The 23,223-nt window shown below is 27.2% G+C and carries 8 protein-coding genes; 2 read left to right on the forward strand and 6 right to left on the reverse strand.

Features of this window, described 5'->3' with window-relative positions; genetic code table 4:
- Genes AC1RP9_RS03020 through mip form a run of 3 tightly spaced genes read right to left on the reverse strand, consistent with a single transcriptional unit; the run spans window position 1 to window position 5,898 of the window.
- Window positions 1–1,437, reverse strand: a complete 1,437-nt coding sequence (locus AC1RP9_RS03020) for an MSC_0624 family F1-like ATPase-associated membrane protein (protein ID WP_481822038.1) — start codon at window positions 1,435–1,437, stop codon at window positions 1–3.
- Window positions 1,418–3,532: a putative immunoglobulin-blocking virulence protein gene (locus AC1RP9_RS03025; RefSeq protein WP_481822040.1), complete on the reverse strand. Its 2,115-nt coding sequence runs from the start codon at window positions 3,530–3,532 to the stop codon at window positions 1,418–1,420. The genes AC1RP9_RS03020 and AC1RP9_RS03025 overlap by 20 nt, the downstream gene beginning before the upstream one ends.
- A gap of 8 nt (window positions 3,533–3,540) precedes the next feature.
- Entirely contained in the window at window positions 3,541–5,898 is a 2,358-nt protein-coding gene (gene mip, locus AC1RP9_RS03030; protein ID WP_481822042.1) for an Ig-specific serine endopeptidase MIP, read from the reverse strand.
- A gap of 135 nt (window positions 5,899–6,033) precedes the next feature.
- Between mip and prfA the strand changes: the two genes are divergently transcribed.
- Together prfA and prmC are read left to right on the forward strand one after the other, a co-directional pair.
- Window positions 6,034–7,110 carry a peptide chain release factor 1 gene (gene prfA / locus AC1RP9_RS03035; RefSeq protein ID WP_481822044.1) on the forward strand — a complete coding sequence of 359 codons (1,077 nt, stop codon included), beginning with the start codon at window positions 6,034–6,036 and terminating at the stop codon, window positions 7,108–7,110.
- A 2-nt stretch (window positions 7,111–7,112) separates the two neighbouring features.
- Entirely contained in the window at window positions 7,113–7,838 is a 726-nt protein-coding gene (gene prmC / locus AC1RP9_RS03040) for a peptide chain release factor N(5)-glutamine methyltransferase (protein WP_481822046.1), read from the forward strand.
- Here the strand turns inward: prmC and AC1RP9_RS03045 are convergent.
- From AC1RP9_RS03045 to AC1RP9_RS03055, 3 genes are all read right to left on the reverse strand, one after another.
- Window positions 7,835–9,118 (reverse strand): hypothetical protein, encoded by a 1,284-nt coding sequence (locus tag AC1RP9_RS03045; protein ID WP_481822048.1) that lies wholly within the window; start codon window positions 9,116–9,118, stop codon window positions 7,835–7,837. The two genes, prmC and AC1RP9_RS03045, sit on opposite strands and share 4 nt — an antisense overlap.
- Before the next feature lie 448 nt (window positions 9,119–9,566).
- A complete protein-coding gene (locus AC1RP9_RS03050) occupies window positions 9,567–10,115 on the reverse strand; it encodes a hypothetical protein (protein ID WP_481822050.1) in 549 nt (182 codons plus the stop codon).
- Window positions 10,116–10,752: 637 nt separating this feature from the next.
- Window positions 10,753–22,974 carry an SGNH/GDSL hydrolase family protein gene (locus AC1RP9_RS03055; protein ID WP_481822052.1) on the reverse strand — a complete coding sequence of 4,074 codons (12,222 nt, stop codon included), beginning with the start codon at window positions 22,972–22,974 and terminating at the stop codon, window positions 10,753–10,755.
- Between the last annotated feature and the right edge of the window lie 249 nt (window positions 22,975–23,223).

Here is a 23,223-nt window from a genome sequence, read left to right on the forward strand (position 1 = left end):
CTACTCCTTGTGTAATTTAATTAATTTTGAATGAGTTACAATCAGAATTAATGAAAATATTTTTTTAGATGATTTACGTAAGATTTCTAGCAAAAGAAAAATTAATGATGCTATTAAAAATCTTGTTGAATAGAAAAGTTTTGAACTAAGGTAAATTATTGAATTATTTTGAAAATTAACCGATGTGTATTCAAAGGTATTAAGCACTAATGCTATTAATAATAAAAAGAGAGTGGCTAAATAGCTAATAAAGGTGAATTTTTCGATTGAATATTTGTGCTTAATTAAAAAGAGAAAATTAATTAGTGTTAATAATAAAATGATTAAATAACTAAATTGTTGTGCATAATAACTTAATTTAAGAACATTAAATAGAAATTCTAATAATAAAATGATTAAATTAAATCCTAAAACTAATTCAATACTATTTTGTTCTTTAATTTTTAGAAAGTTTATCAAAACTATTTTTCTAAGAAAAATAGTGCTTAAAGTAATTATTAAACCCAATATCACTATTACTAGATAAACAAAATTAATTTGATTATCAAAATTTAAAGAGGGATTAGATTGACTTTTATTTAAAGTAGCTAGATATATCCCAAAAGTAAACAAACTTATTAAAATCGCTAATCCAAAAGTAAACATGTTGGATAATTTATTTTTCAAAGCAATAAGACTCTCTTTTTGTTTTTGAATATTAATAATTTCAATGATAATTAAAGAAATAATTGCAATTGAAATTAATAAAATATATGTAAAATAAAGAGCTGGATTGTTTACTTTTAAGTTATCTAAATAATTGATTACATCATTATTAAAAAATAAAACTTCACTAGTGCTACTATTTCTTAAAAATAAAAATAAAAAGATTAACAAAAGCGTAATTAAGATGAATTTTAAGAGCTGTGCTAATAAAATTAAAATCATATTTTTACGAACATGAATTAGTCGTTTAACTTTAAAAGCAAATACGTGGATTTGATATCCAAAAGATAAAAATAAGTATCATAATAAGATTAATGATTTATAAAATAAATCAATTGGCTTATCAGTTAATTTATGCGGTAAAAAAGCATATAAAACCGCACTTACAATTGCTAAAACCAGATAATTAATATATCAATAAATATAATGTTTGAATTTTAAATTATTATTGCTAGTTATTGTAAAAGTTCTAAATAAACTCATTAATGAAACAATTAGAAAAATTATAAAAGTTCCAAAACCTAAGAAATTATACGATTTATTAAAGGTTGTTTCAGTGTTAAAGATTGTTTTTCAACTTAAAAGAAAGCTTGAAGAATTAAGCTGTAAGACTAAAGCAAAAATAAAAAAAGAAAATATCGCAAAAGTTGCAATAAAAGATGTTAACTTTAGGATATTTTCTTTACTAAAATTGAGCCAAAGAGGTGTTTTTTTAGTCAAAACTAATTTCACTAGTACCTCCTTGTGGGTTTAAGTTGCTTGGTTTTACAATCGCTCTTTTTCCAAAAATTCTAAATACAGAAGATTGGTTAAGAGTGTTTGCGACAACCTCTGAATCTACGTAAATTGTTTGGAATGCATCTTTTCCAGCTTCAAGTAATCCATAAAGATTTCTACCATATCCACTTGGAATATTATTCCCTTTTAAATATAAAGCGTTTACTGAAGTTGGTGATTTGAAATATAACTTAGCCTTTTCAGGTCCTTTTAGGATTAGAGCACTTCATTGTTGTTGATTAATGTCTCCTAAATCAACTGTAAAAATATTTGAAGGGTTATATAAAGTTAATTCATTAAAAACTTTTCCATAAAGATTCATTCCTTTTAAACTTCGGATTGAAGGAACATTAGAAAAATCTAATTTAAGAGGTCATGAACCAGGTCCAAATCCACCTTGAAATACCCGTTCATTTTTTCTGGTTTCAAAAACTGTTTTTAATCCCTCGTTGATAGTGTTTAAATTATCCTCAACATCAAATCTTAATCTATCAAAAACAATTGAACCAAAACTTTCATTAGATGCATTATAATCAAAACTGATATACTTAACCCCCTTAAGAGAGTTAGGGTTAAGACCTCAATCCTTATCAAAACCACCTTTTGAAGTATACAATTCTAACTCATCAATTGTTTTATTCTTAAGAGCTTTGAGTGAAGATGTATCATGTGCTGAGTAAATTAAAGTAAGTTTTGGAAGATGATCAGGAATTGCCTTTAAAATATCTTCAAATTTTTGTTTTTTATCAATTTTACCCATATTACGGATAACAATTGCATCAATTTTAGAATTAGGGTCTTTTTCTACTTGGTTAATAAAATTGATAAATTTTGCATATCCTTCAGGTTTTGCCGCATCTAATTCAATAAGGGTTCTTGGTTGTCCTTTTGATTGTTGAACCGCAAATTTATCTTTAGGGTCTGCTGTATATTGAAGAACCTTAATTCCTTGATCTTTTTGAATTCCAAATTTTACATAATTATCAGTTTCGTCTTTTTTAATGTATCCTTGATAATTATTGTAAAGAATTTGCTCTGGTGTTCTTTGTCACTCAGTTTCATAACCGAAAAATCTTCTTTTATTATCAGCGATTTGTCTGTTTCGAACAGGGTTTTTAGAAATATCGGCATAACCAAAAACTATTCCTCCAATACCTGAAATTCCCATATTACCTAAATCAGGTACCATTCCTTTATTAAGTTCTGAATCAAGCTCTTTTTCTATAGCAGCATATGAATCTTTAAGAGCTTTAGATGGTATAAATGTTTGACTTGGATTAATTCCATTACTAAAGAAAATTCCTTGCGATTCTAGTTTTTTTCTTTTTTGTGCATCAGTTAAACCGTCATTTGCTATATAGGTAAAAAACTGATCATATCAAGTTTGAGTGTAAGTCTCGGCTTTTCCTTTAACTGCTATTTGATATTCTTTGAAAGCTTCAATATATTTTTTTCTATCATTTTCAGTAAACTCTTTTGGTAAATTCTGTGTAATAGTAAACAATTTATTAAAAGCTTGTTTAATTTGTACCTTTTGGTTGAGCGAAAGGGTTCCACCTTTACTCTGTTGAAGTTTTGAAAAATCAATATCAGGAATCTTGCTTGTATCAACAAGTGGACCTTCGTTAACATTTAAGACTTTTGGTTGTTCTTTTGGGATAGGTTTTGGCTGAGGTTTGGTTTGAGGCTTTACTTGTACAACTGGTTGAGGAGCAGGTGGGAGGGGTTGTGGAATTGGTTTGATTTCTTCTTTAACCGAAACAGGAGCTGGTTTTTTAATAATCTCTTTTTCAACAGGTTGTACAGGCTCATCTTTAACTTTTTCAATTTGTTTTAAATTGTTATCTTTATTTGATGAATTTATAAAATCTGTTTGAGCAACATTGTCAATTAAATTTGAACTAATATTTCTAGAGTTTAAAAAAACTTGATTTGAACTATTTTTATTAATTGCAGAATAAATTCCACCAGCAGCGACTATACTAATAATTCCAATTGCAGTAAAAGGAGATATATTTAAAAGAATTTTCGTTTTTTTAGCTTTAATCACAGTATCTCCTATTGATTTTTGAATTTATATTGTTCTGGAATATGAGAATCATCAGATCCTTCAGGGAATAAATATGTTTTAGCATTTGGGTTATAATCGTGTAATGCTTGACGATATGAAGTACGTTGGTTTTTTCCTCCGCCATAAATTAAATCGTATTGTTCTAATTTATATGAACCATAAAAATCCGAATAATCAATTCCTTCACTTCTAAATGCTTGCACTAGTGAAGTTAATGAATTTCCTAATTCATCACCTGTAGCAAAATTTATTCCAACAATTTGATTGTCCATTGTTCTAACACTAGAACCTGAAGCTCCTGTAAGTGGTTGTCATGAAGCTAATGTATACCCAAGACCATAATTAATATACGATTGTTCTTTGTATGGAGAATTTTCATCTTTAAAGTAAGGTACTGAGAATGGTTGGTTTTTGGCAACATTAATTACAGGGGAAGTTATGGTATAATCACTGATTCCTGGTTTTGATAAAAAATTTCTTAAACCAAATGCTTTTGAAAATCCAGACCCATAATCTTTTGTAGTAACTTTACCTGGAGCAGCAAAATCAGCTCGAGTATAAATTGGTTTATTAACTCAAATGCTTTGAGTATATTTAAGGGAGTTAATAAAAGCTTCATCTTTTCATTTTGTGTCAATTTGATTATCAGTTGAAGAAACAGGGAATCCAAGAGCTAATAAATTAACCATACTTTTTGGTAATTCTTCTTGTTTTCCATCTTGTTTGGTTACTGTAACTTTTTCTTGATTATTTTTATCTCAATCTTTGTATAGAGAATTTGTAGCAAATTTAAATTTACGTTTATCTTCTCATTTCGCAAAATTTGATGTAGCTTTTTTAGCTAATTCTGAAGCTGAGCTAACATTAATTTGTTTGTTTTCTCTTCTTGAAAAGTATTGGTATGGACCACCGTTTTTATGAGTAAAGTCAAATTCTAAAACAGCAAAATCAGCTAATTCTTCTGTATTTTTATATGGGGAATCACTTGAAAGATAATCTTTCGGACTAGTTTTAAGGAAATCATTAGCTCCATAAACAATTTTTACTTGTTCAGGTTTAAAATCAAATACATCCACTGTTAATGCTTTATCATTGGTTTCTAAATCTTGATCAATTGGAGTATCTTCGTTAAAATGTTCAAGAACAACACTTCGAGTAGTTCCTTTAAATTTACCTTTTAACTTGTCAGTTAATTGATTGTATTCAACTAAATGTTTAGAATTAAAATCTTTATCAAGCTTATCATTTTTTGCTTTAAAAATCGGTGCTTTAAGCTCTTGTTGTTTGTCGATAAGGGCTTGATATTTTTTAACCTCTTCATTATTTCCGTTTGTATCAGCAATATTTCTTTCTCTCGTTAATCGATCAATTTCTTGATCAATTTTTGCAAGTTGTTCCTGAAACGGTTTTGCTAAATTAGAATACATTTTTTCTAATTCTGTTTTTCGAGCAATAGTTTTATCGTATTCGTCTTTTTCAGCTTGTAAATTAACTATATTTGAATATTTGCTATCAGCAACGGTTTTTAATATTTGAGATGCTACGTGCAAATTAGTTGCAAGATATCACTTGGTTGGATATCCTTTATCATCGACTTGATAATCTAAAATTCAAGCGGTCCCTCTTTCAACTCATCCAAAATTTGGATCAATGAGATCATTACCATCATTAATGATAATTGCATATGATTGCAAAGCGATATCTTTATATTTTTCATTTGGTAAATATCTTGATAAACCACGGTTATTAATAGTTGAATTTCAGTAAGCTGCTGATAATTTCTTTGAAATCGGATTTAAAACGAGCTTTTTATCCTTGACAATTGAAAAGTCTCTTAATAAAGCACTTTCGTAATCAGGTTGTCCAGCTTGAAGAGCTTTTGTATCATATTCTTTGACTTGTTGTTGATCTTTAATTGGTGAAACTTTTGAAGTGTATGAAAGTCCTCCAAGAGGTGCTTGAAGAGCTTTTGTATATGATTGTAAATCAACTTTGTCTCTATCAACTTTAGATAAAGCTAGATACTTATCTTGTGAAATATCTGGTCTTCCTGGTATTGAACCTTGAGGACCACTTGGAACTTGATTTGGTAATCCACCACCAACTTCAATTCCGCTTAAATCACCTTCTTGGGGTGAACTAGGTATAAGTGGTTTGGAACCTGGAAAAGGTGAGTTTGGATTTGAAGAACCACCTTCTTTAGAACCTTTATTAGGATCATTTTTGTCATTTTTTGGATTTGCTTGACCAGTGCCAATTGGTGATTGAACACATGAAGCAGCGATAAGAACACTTGGTAAACTTAATACCAATAAAAAGGATTTTTTTCAGATTGTTTTTTTCATAAACCAACCTTTCTTTTACTGATTAATTCTATTATATTCTTTTCAAAAAAAAAAAAAAAAAAACGGGTTATATAAAAGCAAAGCTTTTAAAGATATAAAAAGGATATTTTAAAGATTTGATAAAATAAAAATACTATGGAAAATACAATGTATAAATCACTTTTGCAAATCAAGAACAAACACGATGAATTAGAAGAGCGATTAACTAATCCTCAAATTGTAAGCGACATTAAAATGTATACACAAATCTCAAAAGAGATTAATTTAATTAAAGATATTGTCGTTTCTTTTGAAGAATACTTACAAGCTGAAAATAATCTTAAAACAGCTAAAGAAATGCTCTTAGAAAAAGATCCTGAACTAGTAGCTTTAGCTAAGGTTGAAATTTCTGAATCTGAAGAAAAAATGGAGCAACTTGAGCAAGAATTAAAAATTTTAATTCTTCCAAAAGATGAAAATGATAATCGTGATGTTATTGTCGAAATCCGGGGAGCAGCAGGTGGAGATGAAGCCAATATTTTTGCTGGTGATTTATTCAGAATGTATTCCAAATATTGTGCTACAAACAATATGAAAGTCACTGTATTAGAAACTTCTCCGTCTGATTCGGGTGGTTTTTCACTTATCACTTTTGCAGTTAAAGGTGATAAACCATATTCAAAATTAAAATTTGAATCTGGTGCTCATCGGGTGCAAAGAGTCCCAACCACTGAAGCTAAAGGTCGAATTCACACATCAACAGCAACAGTGACTGTTATGCCAGAAATTGATGATGATATTGAAATTGAAATTAAAAGTGATGATTTAAGAATTGATGTTTTCCGTTCATCTGGTAATGGTGGTCAATCAGTTAATACCACTGATTCAGCGGTTCGTATCACCCATATTCCGACAAATATTGTCGTTTCTTGTCAAGAAGGAAAAAGTCAAATTCAAAACAAAGAAATTGCAATGCGAATCTTAAAATCAAAACTTTATGACCTTGAACTCAAGAAAAAACAAGAGGAAGAATCAGCATATCGTAAATTAGCTGGTTCGGGTGCACGGAGTGAAAAAATTCGTACCTATAACTACCCTCAAGATCGGGTAACTGATCATCGAATCTCATTTTCAACCTCACTAGGTCCGATTATGGAAGGAAAATTAAATTCAATTATTGATGCTTTATTAACTGAAGAACATAACGAAAAAATCAAAGAAGCTGGATTATAATTGTGCCAAGTAAAGAAGATTTATTGCTTGAAAAAAGAAGATATTCGCTTCCGTTACAAATAAGTGAAAAAGAGCAGAAAATGTTGGATTTAGGTTATCCAATTCAAAAAATTATCGGGTATGTTGACTTAGCAAATGTCAGAATTAATCTTGATCAAAATGTACTAATTCCACGTTATGAAACTGAGGAATTAGTTTTTTATGCTCTGGATTTAATCAAAAAACATCAATTTAAAAGTGTTTTGGATTTATGTTCAGGAAGTGGGTTTATTGGAATTGCTATAAAGAAAAATAATCCTAATTTATCTATTACTTGTGCAGATATTGATTCACAAGCAATCCTGTCTACTCAACAAAACGCTAAATTAAATCAAGTTAATGTTCAAGTGATTCAATCAGATTTATTCGAACATATTCACTCAAAATTTGATTTAATCATTTCTAACCCGCCTTATCTTTCTAGAGAAGAAAATATAGATGATAGTGTATTAAATTTTGAACCTCACTTAGCTTTATTTGCACCAGACAATGGTTTATTTTTTTATAAAAAAATACTCAAACAAGCTTTTGAGTATTTGAATAAAAATGGAATGATTATCTTTGAAATTAATCCTTTGCATATTGATTTTTGAATTCAAATGCAAGAACAATTTCACATTCAAATATTAAAAGATTTTAGTGGTAAATATCGTTTTGTTATTATTAAACTAAAAAATAGCATCTATTAAGATGCTATTGGGTTTTTAATTGGGTTTTTAGGTGCAGACAGTGCAGAAATGAGAGATTTAGGAAATGATAAAAGAATATCCTCAACTTTAATGCTTGTATTTTGTAATTTAGAAACATCAACTCCAAGTCATTTTAGTGATTTTAAATCTTCTGTTTTGAACTCGATTAATGCCTTATCTTTTATTGAAGGGTTATCATATTGTTCTAAAAGATTTTTAATAAAACTTGGTTGACTCTCTTGAGGAATATTTTTAATTGCTTGTATTCTCGATGCTATTTCTTCTTGACTTAATGATTTGTTTTTATCAACGAATTCAAGCAAAACATTCATTAGATTGCTTATTAAATCAGCAAATATTTTTTTAATTTCAAAATAAGAATTTTTTAACATTGAATTAGTAATTGTTTTTTCTAATACATTTTTATTTAAATTAATAAATAATGTCATAAGTTTTTCATTATATTTTTTAAAAGTTTCAATAATTGATTTAATTTTTGGATCTAATTGTTCTCCCAAAATTGGTGATGTGGTTAATGCTTCTAGACCAATTATTTGAATTTGCAATTTTGATAGGTATTCTTGTATTTTTTCTTGGTGAGTTTTTGCAAAATTCTCTAAAAAATCGCGGAATTCCTTCTTGATTTCTTCATTTTCTGGTGTTGTTTGGACAATTTTTTTATAGGAGGTTTGCTTGTCTGAACCTTCATGTTGAATCTTGTATTCAATAACTATATTGTTATTTTTATCTAATTCGACAGGTAAATATTGTGAATTTGCTTTAAAATCTAATTTGACTCATTCGTCTTTATCATTTTTAACAAAGAATTGATCTTTTTCATAAAATTCATGAATTTTATCTTTTTGGCTTCCTTTACGAATTTCTCCTATTTTAAAATTATTGGTAGAAGTAAAAAGTTCATTTAGTTGTGCCTTAAAAATAGGTTCAAAAATTTTCTTCAATTCTGGGCGTTTTTCAAAAAGCTTTTCGGGTCCTTTTGAAAAATCATATATTTCTATATCAACTGAATTATTAGTAGAATTTGGGTATAGATATAAACGAGTTAATAAGTCACCTTGGTATAAATCTTTAATAATCGATACAGGAATTTGACGTATTTGAAGCAAGCTATCTGATAAATCAATGTGATTACCTTCAATTACATCTGGTTTAACATCTCCTTTAATTATTTTTTGATTTATTGAGCATCCAACAGCAATTGAACTAAAAGCTCCGATAAATAATCCGCTGTACAAAATTTTGTTAAATCTTTTTTTCATTTGTAAATACTCCTTAGTATTTTGTCTAATTATACTAAAAATACCATAATATGTGGTATCTAGCAATTTTATTTAATTGAGTTTACTAATTTTATCAATTGCTTTTACAACTTCTTGTAAAGGGGTTGTGTAAAACAAAAGCATATCTAATGCTTTTATGTTTAATGAATTAATTTTCTGAGTATTTAATCCAAGTCATTTTTCAAATTCTGTGTTTGCTATTTTTAAATCATTAACTGTTTGTTCTTTGAGTTGAGAGTCATTATATTGAGATAAATAAGCTTGTATTTTACTAAAAAATGGAAGTCCTTGTAAAAAAGCATGATTTTGCTTTAATTTATCAATATTTTCTTTTTATTGAGTTAATCTTTGCTCTATTTCCTGAGTGGTTAAGTTTTTATTTTTTTCAATTGTTGCAAGACTATCTTCAAATGATGAATTAAGTAAATTAGAAAAATATCCTTTTATTTGAAAATATAAACTTAATAATAAAGAATTGGTTAAATTTCCAGCTAAAGATTTCTTTAAAAAATCTTGTAAGATAGTTAAAATGTTTTTTTGTATCTCTTTTCAAGACTTGAATAGTATGAGGATATAAATTAGACAATTCTTGAGAATTTGAATTATTGTTTTCAATTTCAATATACTCTTTAACATTGTTGTTAAATAATTTCAATTCTTCTAAAATCTCTTCTTTATTCGCATCAACAAATTCCCCGAATAAATCAGCAATTCCTTGTAAAACTTTACCTAAATCTCGAGTTGTTTGAATAGTTTGAGTATAGATTTTAGAATCTTGTTTTTGAATTTTATATTCAATAACAAGATTATTGTTTTGATCTACTTTAATAGGTAAGACTTGATTTTGTTTATTAAAATCTAATTGGACTCATTGTCCTAAATTATCTTGAACAAAAATCTTTTCTTTTTGATCTTGTCGGATAATTTTTCCTATTTTAAAACTGTTTATTTTGCTAAAGCTCGGGTTTAAGTTCAAAACATTTATTTAAAAAATAGAATTTAAAAGTCCATTATTACCAAGATACGATTTTAATTTATTTATAAAACTAGTATCCATTTTAATATCAAATGAACTTGTTACAGGATTTGGAGAAATCATTAATTGATTGATAAGTCCAGATTGGAATAAATCTTGAGCAATTCCTAAGGGTATCCGTTAATTTTAAATGTGGCTTTTAATAAATTGTTATGTTTACTTTGTTCTTGCACTTGTGAACAACTCATTGAAATTGTGCTAACAGTTGTAATAAAGATTGAACTATATAAGAATTTGGATTTTTTTATTTGTTTCTCCTTAATTATGTGAATTATAATGAAAAATGTATTTAAAAAACTTATCTGTAAATCAAAAATTTTCATTAAAAATGATTAGAATTTAGCTAAATTTAATAATTTAAAGCGTCTCAATATTCTAACATTCACATAAATTAAAAATTCTATCGAATATCCAAAGATAGAAATAAATCAACTGCTGAAAGTTGGAAATTATATGAAGATTTAATTTTGATGATTCAAATTTATAACTAATAGCAAATAAAAAACCGTTTATCCACGTTTAATGGGCATAAACGGTTTTTTAACCCTTGTAACTGGGAAACTCAAGATAAATTGTTTTAAACAATTCCTCGATCTCCAAGTCATCCATTTTTAAGCGATTCGAGTAAAACTCTAGTTCTAGTTTTAGGTTTATGATTATGGTCTATTTTTGTATTTCATGTTCTATAGTAAATATAAGCTAGTAATTGGTATTTCGAATAGGTTTTTTCTTTTGTTAAGTTTTCACCACCCATGGTATATTCTTTTCAAAAACCACCTTTATAACCTAATGATTCACGAACTCTAGTATTTAGACTAATGCGATGTCCATATTGTTTTCAAGCTGGATCTCATGCTTTATATTGCCCTAAAGACACAGCACTTTCAGTAGTCAAAGTTGTTCAATTTCAAAAGTTATTAAATCTTGTTAAGTGACCTATTAATCAAAGAAGTAGTGCGTGAACACGGTAGAGAGCTTTATAACCCTCGTTAAGTTTATAATTTTGTACCATTCATTTATTCGAAACAGCATCAGAATATATTTTCATATAAATTTGAGAAAAGAATGGAGCAATTAAACTAGCAACTCTGTTTTTAAGTGTAAAAATATTTCATGTATCAAAACTAAAACCTGGTGCAAAAGGTTTATTTCAAAAATAATTAGGATCTTTCCCTGTATTTGTACTTGAAGGTTTAGTTGTATTTGGTGTACTTGGAGAACTTGCAGACCCTTTTATAAGTTCTAAATCCAACATTCCATTTAAGAATTTGTAAATTCCAGTGACTCTATCTAGCGATGAAGAATCGAATAAGCGATTAATAAATTTAGTATAAACTTCTGGTCCAATATTTTTTGCCAATTTATCAAGATTAGATGAAAAATCTAATAATTTGGACATAAGAATGTTTTGATTATCACTACTTAACAGTGGTGATAGCACACCTGATATAATCGCTTTAGAAAATGCACTTGCTGGATTATTTACTTTGGTAAAATCAATACTTCTAATATTAGAAACAATTTTTCCAAAAATTGCATTTGTTAATATACCATCATTTGCAATGGTTTTTAAAATCCCACTCGCAAATTGTTTCATCATTGTTAAATCTGCTTTATTATTTAAATTGAAACTATACGATTTCATCATTTTGTGTAAAATCGCTCCCACTCCTTGAGCTAGATACGAGTTGTCTCTTCGAGCAATTTGTTCAAATCAAGTTTTTAAATTATCTTTAACAGTGATTTGATTGCTATGTTGAAGGAAGTAGTTAATTGCTTGTGGTCAACTGTTAAGTTTTTGGTATTCAGTATTATTGTTAATTGCACTATCAATGATTAATTTAAATAGATTTAAAATATTTTGGTTTCTAAGCATGCTAATGAGCATAGTATTAATGGTTGAAGCATCATAATCAACAATTGCAACTCCAATATTAAGCGTATTGAAAATAGATTCTAATTTTCCAGCACGATTCACTAGTGATTCGACAATTTTGTGAAGAGCATTCTTAATAATGTCTTTATTTTGACTAATAATTGGATCACCAATTATGCTTTTGAAGAAATTATATTCAGTTGGATTAACTGACCCTAAAATACCTTTAACTAATTTAGTAATTGAGCTAGCACTAAATTGGGTTTCAGTTTGAAGGAACTTAATTGTTCCGTCAATAAATTTATCAACATATCCGGTTCGAGTTAATAGCGGAATTAATTGATTTGCAACTAAATCAATTAATCTATTAATTTCAGGAGTAGTATTAATTTCAACAAATTTAAAGAATTTATTGAGCATAGATTTAATAGCACTCACTGAATCAGGAATTGAGAAAGTTTGAGTGATTAAATCTGTTAATCTTTGTTTAACGTATTGAACATTTAATTGAACATTAAAGTATTCTTTAAAAATCTCATTAAAACTATTCATTGCTTTAATTTTGCTTGGATTATCAACAATAAAGAAAACAATATCTCTAAAAATTTGACGTAATTGGTCTGAATGAGCAACATGGTTGATAATGTTGTTTAATAATGAAGTATCAAATAAATTATTTTGGATTCATTCAAGTGAATCTTGTGGAATTTGTTTAACAACTAAACTTCCAAAATCAATTGTTGTTGCAAAGTGATCAAAGACATTGGTAAGCATGGTTTTGAATTCATCTTTACTATTAGTTACTACATCTGAACGTGAAAATACTTTAAGTAAATTTAAGAGATTATCTCAAATATTTCCATTAGTTAATAGCGTTTTAAATTTATTAACTAAGAGTTGGAGAATTGGTGAAAAGTTTCCGGTAAATCCTTGCTTTTGAATTATTTCTACTGCTTTATCTATAACATCAGTAAACAAATCGTACTCTTCGTTTAGTACTAATACACTATCAAGTAATGAGACAACTAATTGATCTGGTTGAGCAATGTTATTGAATAATCATGCTAAATTATTGTCTTTAAGTGATTTAACCACTATCTTAGCTAAAGTGTTTTTAATTACCTGATTTCCTAAAAGCATTGGAATGGCATTTTTAAGGTTTTGTTTAATTAAATCAATTGAATCATTGTTGGTAACAATGTTTTTGACTAGTTCATTGTATGAATTAGCATTACCAATTTTTGGAGCATGATCTAGTACTTGATTTGTCACTAAACTTAATACATTTTGAACTGGATTAATACCCAACAATTGTGAAGTGCTATTAGCAATTTGCTCGCTAGTAAGCTCATAAGGAGCTAATTTTCCATCTAAATTCAACTTGCTCAATAAAGTATTAATTTCTTTTGAATGACTTGAAGCTCAATAAATTAGTGAAGCAATTAAGTTTCTGTATTGTTCTTTTTGATTTTGCAGATATTGTGAATTTAAAATCACTTTTAATAGCTCAAAATGTGATTGAGCAAGGATTTTGATTAGTTCAATTGGAGCTTGAGTGCTAAATTCTTCCAGGGTTTGTGATGTGGTTAAAACTTCAAAAATCTTGTCATAAACCGGTTCATATATGTTTGCTGATTTGAGAATTTGAACAAGATTTTGTAAAGTAGCTTTGGTGAATTCAAATTTATTAAAGCTACTTACAGACACATTATATTGGTCTAAAAGATTATTTAAAGCACTTGAACTTAGTGTATGCATAAATGTATCTTTAAGTAAGGCATCAATAAATGAGTTTCCTTGCTCTTTGAGTTTGTTCAAAATGTCTGGTTTCTTAATAATTTCAAACACCATTGCTAATGGATTATTGGTTTTTAATAATCAATTAGTATCTTTAATTAGCTGTGGTATAGACACCTTAACTATTTCGGCAATTGAAGGGTATTTGAGTACAGATTTAATTAAGTCATTTAAATTATCTTTTGTTACATATTTGAAAATATTTTGATTAATATCTAAAGCATTAATGCTTGGTTTGATTAAATCAGCAATAATTCCTTTTTGATTTAATCCATTGGTTAATTCCACTAAAGTTTTAATTAAACCTGATTGATTTGAATTGATAAAGCTCAATGACAATATTTTATCAGCAAATCCTTTTGGATTGTTAAGGATATTGGTTTTAACAATTTGTATAATTGCCGGAGCAATTTTGCTAATTTCTTGAGCTGGATTGGTTTTGAAACTACTTGATTTGAGAATTTCAAAAACTTTATCTAAAATTGGTTCAACTAGGTTAATCGCACTAATTAACTGATCAAAATTGCTGGTTAAATTAGTTAAAAATGCACTAATTTCAGGATCATCAACATTGGTTTGATAGGTTTTGAGAGTGGTTTTTAAAAACTCTAAAATAACATTTTTAATTTCTTGAGTAGAAATTAAATCTTTAATTAATCCTCTTAATCCAGTTTCAAGATTTGCAATATTAACAATTTCAAAAGTTTTATTGATAATGTCAGCATATGATTGCACGCTTGAATATTGGTTAAATTGATCTAATGAGTTTCTAATGATACTATTTAAAACAGTTCTAAAGTTGGTATTTGAATGAATAAATTGAATTAATTTTTTAAATGCATCTAGTGGGATGTATTTAGTAATTTCGTTTTTAATTGGATCAGTTAAAGCACTTTCAATTAAATTAACAAAATCTTGTGAATTAAGATTTTTAAAAACATTATCAAAGATGGTTAATAAATCAGCTTTGTTTTTGTTAAGTAATTTAGAATTTGCTAATTCTCGAACCATTGTTGTTACTTTAGTTTCCGAATCTTGTGCAAATGATTTTTTAAGCCCTTTAAACACCGAAGCAAAAATACTTGATACATCATCAAAATTCAATCCATTATCTTTAAAAAAGCTAACTACCGATTCAAAGATAATTGAACTAATCCCTAATTGATGATCAAAGATATCAAACACTTCCAATATATTAGTTACTAAACTATTTTTATCACTAATACCTTTAAAGAATTTTTCGGCTTGAGAGTCATTTAAAGCACTGGTAATAATTTTAGAAAGAGTATTCTTAAATTGAGTATTGTTTACTGCTAGGTTGATTAAATTAATAAAATGATCTTTAATTGAAGCAACAAAATCTTTTTGAGCAAACATAATTTGTACTAATTCACTATATGATGAAGCATTAGTAAAAAGATTGTGGTGATCAATGAAATAATTAATAGCTTTATTGACTATTTCTTTAGCATTATTATCACTTAAAATAGTTATAATTCTAGTTTTTAAATTTGTGCTAGTTTCACCAATTTTTTGAGCAATTGCATCTAATGGAATTAAATTAATTGCTTTATTAAGATTCTCAGCTATGTAGTATTTATCAAGTAAGAATTTTAAAATCGACTTAATTGATGCTTTATTAGATTCTTGCAATAAAGTTGAATCAATTAATGATTTTACAATTTTAAAGTCTTGAATATTTAAAGCTCCATAAATTGAAGGAATAAAGGCTTTAAATGCTTGTTCTAATGAACTAGCGGTTTGAGCTTTTTGATCAAAAGTACTAATTAATTGATTAACAATTGTGCTTTGCGAATCTTTATTATTAAATTCTTGAATAAAGTCTCTAATTCCTGAAGCTAAAGCTAAATTAATATTTTGCTTATATCCTTGTTCACTTAATAAAGTATTAATTGCTTTTAAAATCACTTTATCAAGTGTGCTTGAATCTATTGCTTTATTAACTAGCATTTCTAATTGCATTTTTTGTGAATTTAAGATGCTTGAGTCTTTAATAACTTTGAAAATAAAGTCTTTAAAGTTGCTTAAAGATTGTACTCAAGTATTATTGTTAACTAGATAATTGACGATAAATGCAACAATTTCTTGAACATTTTCAACAGTGATTAATTCTTTAGCAAGTTCTTTTAAAGCTTCTTTGTCAATGTAAGCTACATAATTTCCTTGAAGAGCACTAATTTCATCAACAACATAATTAGTGATAGTTCCTTGTTTAATTAATTTATTAATAATACTAATTAAAATTGCTTGAATTACATCTTTATTGTTTGTAAAAATACTTGAAGAAATAATTGCATTAACAAAATTTTGTGAATTTTCTTGGAACTTATTAAGAACAACATTTGTTAATGGAGTAATTAATTGCTCGTTAATTTGTGGATTTGTTGATGTAGCAAAGGTTGTAATGCCATTAAATAATTCATTAATTAATGAATCATAAATTCCCAGTGAATTAAGTAATGAAACAATATTTTGACTGACATCACCTGCAAATTGATTAAGTGCACTTGGATTAAGGTTTGATACTTGGATTGTTTGACTTAATGCACTTGTAAGAGTGATTTTAGCAATATCTTTGAGTTTTGGATCTGAATTATAAGTGTTGACAAATTCTTTAAAGGCTTCTTTACCTTTGTTTGCAACATCTAATTTACTTAAAAGTAATTTAAGTAATTCATTAAAAGTATGGGCTTGCTTAATTGAGTTTTTATCTTTTAGCAGTTCAGATACTCCACCAATAATAAACTCTTTAAATTTAGGTAATTCAAATAGTTTTTGAATAAAGTAACTTAAATTATCATTTGAAATATACTTATTGATTTGAGTTTTTAGTTGGCTAGGAATAATTGAAATTAATGTATTAATAAAGTCTGGTTGATCTTTAATTCTTTTAAAGATATTTTCAAAAATTTGTTTGATTTGAGCTTGATGTTTTGGTAATAAACGTTCAAAAGCAATATGAATAAGTTTAATAATAGTACTTTGTAAATTATTTGTTTCAAATAAAGGAGCAAATTGGTTAATTAAGTGTTTAATAAGATCATTAATTGAGTTTGCATTTGAATCTTGAGCAAATTCGAGTAAAGCTTGAAAACTTTTTTCTAGTACTGAAAATTGTGCTTGAAGATCATCAAACAATCCTAATACTGAAGCAAATAATTCTTGTGGATTTGAAACTTGATCAAAAATTCAGCTGTATGATGAATTTTGAATTTTTGCATTAATAATAGTTGCTAAAATGTTTTGAATGTTGCTATTTTGTAAGCTCTTTTGAACTAAAGCAAGTAAATGAGTTTTTGAAGCTTGTAAAAAGTCAGTGTTTTTAATTGCTTTAATCCCTAATTCAAGATGGTCATTAGCACTTGCGTATTGATTTGCATGATCAACAAACGAAGGAACTAATGCTTGAACAGTTTGAATGAAATCATTATCTTTAAGAATTATTTTAGCAAAATTATTTAAATTGTTAACTTGAGTTGAACTTAAATTTAAGCTTGCGACTATGCTAGTTAAATCTAATTTATCAACTAATTTAGTATATAAATCTTTTTTACTAAATTGTTCAATGAAATTAAGCAGTACAAGTTTGAATGTATCAGTATCTTGTGTAAATAAATCGCTTGCAAGTAAATGTTTAACTAAATCAAAACTATTAAAATCAAATGATGAAGTAATAGCGCTTGGAAGGTTTTGTAAGATTGAATCAACATCTTTGTGCTGGTTAATTAATCCAAAGATATTATTAATTAATTTTTCCAGTGAACCAGTTTGTTCAAGATATGGAATTAATGAATCTAATATATTGCGAGCAACAATAGTTAAATTATCAAGATTAAAATTAAATCCATTATCACTAGCAAATTTGTGAGCTAGTTTAGCTAAAGTAACATTGAGTTTGTTGTTTTGAATAAACTCTTTGAATAAAGGAGCAAAATTTTGCTTAATTCCATCGATAAATGAAGGAATTTGTAAAAATGAATTAATTAGTGCTTTAGGAGAATCTAAATGATTAATTCAATCATCATTAGTTATTAATGAATCAATTGCAGAGTATAAAAATTGTTTTACACTATCGCTTCGAATCATGCTTAGTAATAAATCGCCAATTTCTTCAGCATCTACATATTTATTTGCCGGTGCTTGAAGTAAATATGGAATTAAAGTATCTTTGATTAGCTTATCAAAAACATTATTTTCTAAAACAATTCCATAAATTGCTTTTATTAAATCTGCTAAAGCTGGTTTGTTGTTTGCAAAGATTGATAAATTGAAGATTTTGTTAATAAATTCTTTTGGTTGGTTAGTCACTTTTTGTGCAAAAATTTCTCCAAGTGCTTTGGGAATGGTTTTAAGTACATCAAGTGGTTGAGCATTGCTTTTGGCAAGATTGATTTTTTCAAAAAGTTTATCAATAAGTGGATCGAGTAATCCTAACTGATCAATAATTTGTTTGAATTGACTTGAAAATTCATTAATAAATTTAGTGTTATGCGAATTGGTTGGGTCTAATTTTAAGTATTTATATAATTCAATTAAAATGGTTTTAAGAAGTGGAACAAAATCTTTTTGGCCAATTAATGAGCTTAAAAGATTTTTAGCATTGTTTTTGATATTATCAAAATTAATAGTGCTAATAATTTTAGAAATTAAATCATTAAGTGAATTAGCGTTTTGTAATGACTGATATGAAGTTAAAACACCATTAACGATTTCTTTGAAAATATTTTTTGTATCATCTAAGGAAACAATTAAATTAATTAAAGTTTCAAATCTTTTATCTGTAATTGAATTATCAATAAAGACTTGGGTTTCTCTAGGTAAAAGACCTAGCACAAAAGAACCTACATTTAATTGTGGTAATTTTTCAATAACATTATTTAAAAGTGTTTGGAAATAGTTTTGATTTTCTCTTAAAAATTGTGAATTGGTTATATTGTTAATTAATTCAATGATTTTACTAAATCCAGATGGGCCTGAAAAATCAAAGGTTTTTTCAAAAGCATTTTGAAGTGAGAGGTTAAAAATATCTCCAAAATTTGATAATCCATATTCGTATGCATTATCAAGAAGATTGCTAATAAGATTATTAATAAATGAAGTGATTAATGGATTGTCTTTGGTAAAAGTAATCAAATCACCAACAACTTTAGCACTTTGTTCAGCGGTTAATCCTTTATCTAATGAGTTTTTAACTAAAAAGTTATGTAATGTATTTGAAATAACTTTTTTAATTAATGGGTTACCAAGATTGTTGTTTAATAAGTTTGTTAATGGTTCTTTTAATTCTAAAACTAAACTTTGTTTATAAGCTAATTGATCGATAAAATCATTGTAACTTGATGAATTTGATAAAGTTTGGGAATTATCAATAACGTGATTAAATAACTTTTTAATGATTTCTAGGACTTGATTATTACCAAATAAAAACTCAGTAATAGAAACAACATCATCATTAGTAAAAATCTTTTGAGCAACTAAACTATTTAAACCTATATCACCTAAAAATGTAGCTTTTTGGTCTGAAGTACTTAATTTAGTCACTAATTCATCAAAAAGATTTTTGATATTTTCTCTTTGTGAATTCACTAATTTAGAACCAAGAATTGCATTGAGTAAAAGGGGTGAATTTTCAAGGTTTAAAGCATTAATTACTGCTTGTTTGAGTGCATTTGGAATTTGCTCAAAGTTTTTAGTGGTTGCTAAAACATCAAAAATTGCATCAAGTAAACCCTCTTTAAGATGGTCTTTATTTAAAACTTCTTTTAAAAATTCTCCAAACCCAGATCCAAGAGCTTGTAATTTAGCTGGTTCAAGGGTTACTGAGTATTTTTCTAATAAAGTATTAATTGATTTAACAAAGCTTTTTTCAAGTGAAACAACACTTAAAGTATCATCGATTAGATGACTTAACGAATCTCTAAAAGCAAGCTTAAGTTTTGGATCTTGTAATAAAGCAAAGAATAATTCACTAAAGCTTTTTATTCCGGTTTGTCAAACTGGATTTTGAACAATATAATCAATTGCACTTAAAATTACTTCTTTAAATCCATTGGTTTTGATTAGCTTGTAAATAAAATCGGTCACTTCATTTTTATCAAGGTATTTCCCAAGATCTCCTTGACTGAATTTTGGAAGCAAGAATTTAATTAATGATTTAGAAATTAAATTTGCAGGATTTCATTTATCTCAAAGTTTGTTAATAACCTGGATGATTACTTGTTTTGAATTTTGAGAATTTACCACTGGTAAATTCATCAATCCTTTAACAAAACCAAAAGTATCTTTACTTAATTTTTTAGTAATTAGTTCAATAATTTGGGTTGGAATAGCTTTGAGAGTTTCAATCGAATTAGGAACAGTTTGAGCTTGTTTAATGGTTTTAAAAGTTAAATCAATAATTTTCTCGGTTAATCCTAAATGATCTAATAGTGATTTAATTGAATTAGAAACATCATTAGCAAATTGAAAGACCTTAACGTCAGTAGTGTCTAGTCCTAATTGTCCAAATGTATTAAGTAGTAAATTAGAAATAATCTTAGCAAACTCACCTGAGTTTAATAGTTGATTAATAATTGTTTTAATATTGTTTTGGACTAAGTCTAAGTCAAGTGATTTTAAGATTTTTTGGACTAAGTCATCAAAAGTGGTAAAGTCAGCGTAATTTTCAGCATTATCCACTAAACTTGCAACAATACTATTAACAATTTCTTTAGTTTTATCTAAATTAAAGACATATCTAATTAAAAGATGAACATTTTCTTTTCCACCATATTGATAAATTTGTTCAGTGATTTCGCTTGGGAGGGCACTAATAATTAAGCTTGGCAATCATTCTTGATTTGAATTTAAAACATTTTTTACTAATTGTTTAATTAATGGTTTATTTTGAGTTACTAAATTAGATTTGAATAAACTTTTAAACAAGCTAACTAATTTAGAATTATCATCACTGAAATTAAATAAAGTGCCAAAAACATTGCTAAAAGCTGATTTTAGTACACCATCTAAATTAGTGTTTGGATTGTCTTTTAAATCATCTAAAACACCTTTGATAATTTCTTTGAGTAAGTTATCATCAAGCAATGAACTACTTGCAAAATGTAAAAAATCTTTGATAAATTTACTAGTTTGGGTTTTAGTTATCTTGTCATTTAATTGATTATCAACTAAATATTGGTAAAAAATATCTACAAAAAGTTCTTGCATTTGTGGATCATCGAGAATATATCCTGCAATTTTTGAAATCGAATTTGATAGAGCTTCAAAATCTTGTTCATCTTTTAAAAAGGCTAATAAAACATCTTTATAGGTTTGAACATTTTCAAAATTCTCCGAACGATTGATAAAAATGTTTGCAACCACTTTGAGTAAATCAACAAGATTTTCATCTGATAAAATTTTAACCAAAATTGATTTGATTGATGAAACATTTAAATTCCCTTGGGTAATTGAGGAGAATTTTGAAGCTAAAAAATCAACAATTTGATCTTGGTAGGTTTTTAACCCACTTGATAAAAGAGTTTGCACAATTTCGTTCAAACGGTCTTTATTCTCTTTGATAAAATCGCTTTTAGCAATCACTTGAATTAACTTAGTAATATTAGTTTCGTTTAAAAAAGTTGATAGTAATAGTTTTGGAACATCGTCTAAAGTTAATGTCCCTTTTTCTTTTAGTTCACGTAATTGAACTTGTAAATTGTAAAAGCTATCTTGAATTCCTTTTGATGTAAGTAAATCACCAAAAATATTAATTAAATCAGCAACTCTTTCACCAAAATATTTTTCATTTCTTAATGGATTAATTTGATTTTCAAATGAACTGATTTTATCTAAGAATGAATCTGTAGAACTTCCTAAAGCTTGTTCTTGGGTTTGGTTTGGTTCAATTTGAGCTTCAAGTGTATCTGAATCGCTATTTAAAAATTCTTTGTTAAAATCATAATTTTCATAATTTTGAATCCCGAATTTATTAGTGGTAAGTTTTAAATAAAGATCCATAGCCATTTTTTTGTACCCTAAGGTATTTGGGTGAATGTCAATTAAAATGGTCGAAAGTTTATTGGTGTGTTCAGATCAATATTGTGAATTGTATAAATCCACATAATTAATTGAACCAAATCTAGCCGCTGATTTTAGGGTTGAATTTAAAATTCCAATTAAATAGTCCAGTGGAGAAATGCTAATTGGTAAACTTCCAAATAATTGTTTTATATATTTATCAATAACATTTTTTAAACCTAATAATGGAGCTGGATAACTCACAATGTTAATATTAGCATGAGGTGCTAGCACCTTAATATTAGCAATTAAAGTATTAATTCTTTGGCTAATTTCAAGTAAAGTTTTTCCTAAAACATCATTAACAAATTTAATTAATTCACCATATGAAGGTTTTTTGGAAATTAATGTTTTAAAAATGTCAGTAAGATTATAGTTTTGAATATTTTTAGCTATTAATTCGAAAAAGTCATTAGCTCCTAAGGTAAAAGTAACTAAATTAGCCTTAGCTAATCTATTTTTAAAATCATTTATTACATTTGAAAAACTTGAACTATAAGCATTGTTAAAAAATTCAGATTGATTATTGCTTTTGTAATCAACTCCTAAAAATTTTAATCAATCAAGAATAGTTGTCCCTGAATAAGCAAAGTTTTTGAATTCATTAACACGATCTGAGTGGTCTAATATTCGAGCTAAAAAAGCAGGATAAGAAGCTCCTGTGATGTTTCCACTTAATGTTTTTTCTCCTTGATAATCCTGTGGAAGTGTTCCGTCAAATCCAGCTGTAATTGAATCACCAAAAGCAACATAATTAATTTTTTCGTTCTCTTTAATGTAGTTTTTTGAAACAATTTTACTTGAATTTGATTCCACTGGATCAGTGAAAGTTTCAGGAATAAAACTTGGATTATTATTCGAAGGCAATGCCGGTGTTTCAATTCCAGGTACACCTGGTTGATTTCCTGGTTGTTCAGTAGTTAAAGAAATCCCAGGATCTTCTTTTTGAATTGGTGTTGAAGAACCGGGAGCACTACATGAAGCTACATAAGCAGAAGATAATGAAAGTAAGGACATTCCAATAACAAGATTTCTTTTTTTAGACATAAAACTCTCCTTGGTGTAATACTATAAGTATTACAAATTTGATATTAGTCATTAAATAATATAGATATTATACTAAAACTTACAAAAATAAAAACTTACCTATAATTATCAAAAAACAAAGATGCAAAATTTTAGATTTTGAATTAAATTGAGAAAAAATAAATTATTGTGTGCTTAGCTTGTGATTGAATGTTTTAAGAAAATAGCACCAACAGGTGAGCTTTTTGCATTATAATTTAAATAACTTTG

Source organism: Mycoplasma sp. 3686h, from assembly GCF_056781225.1.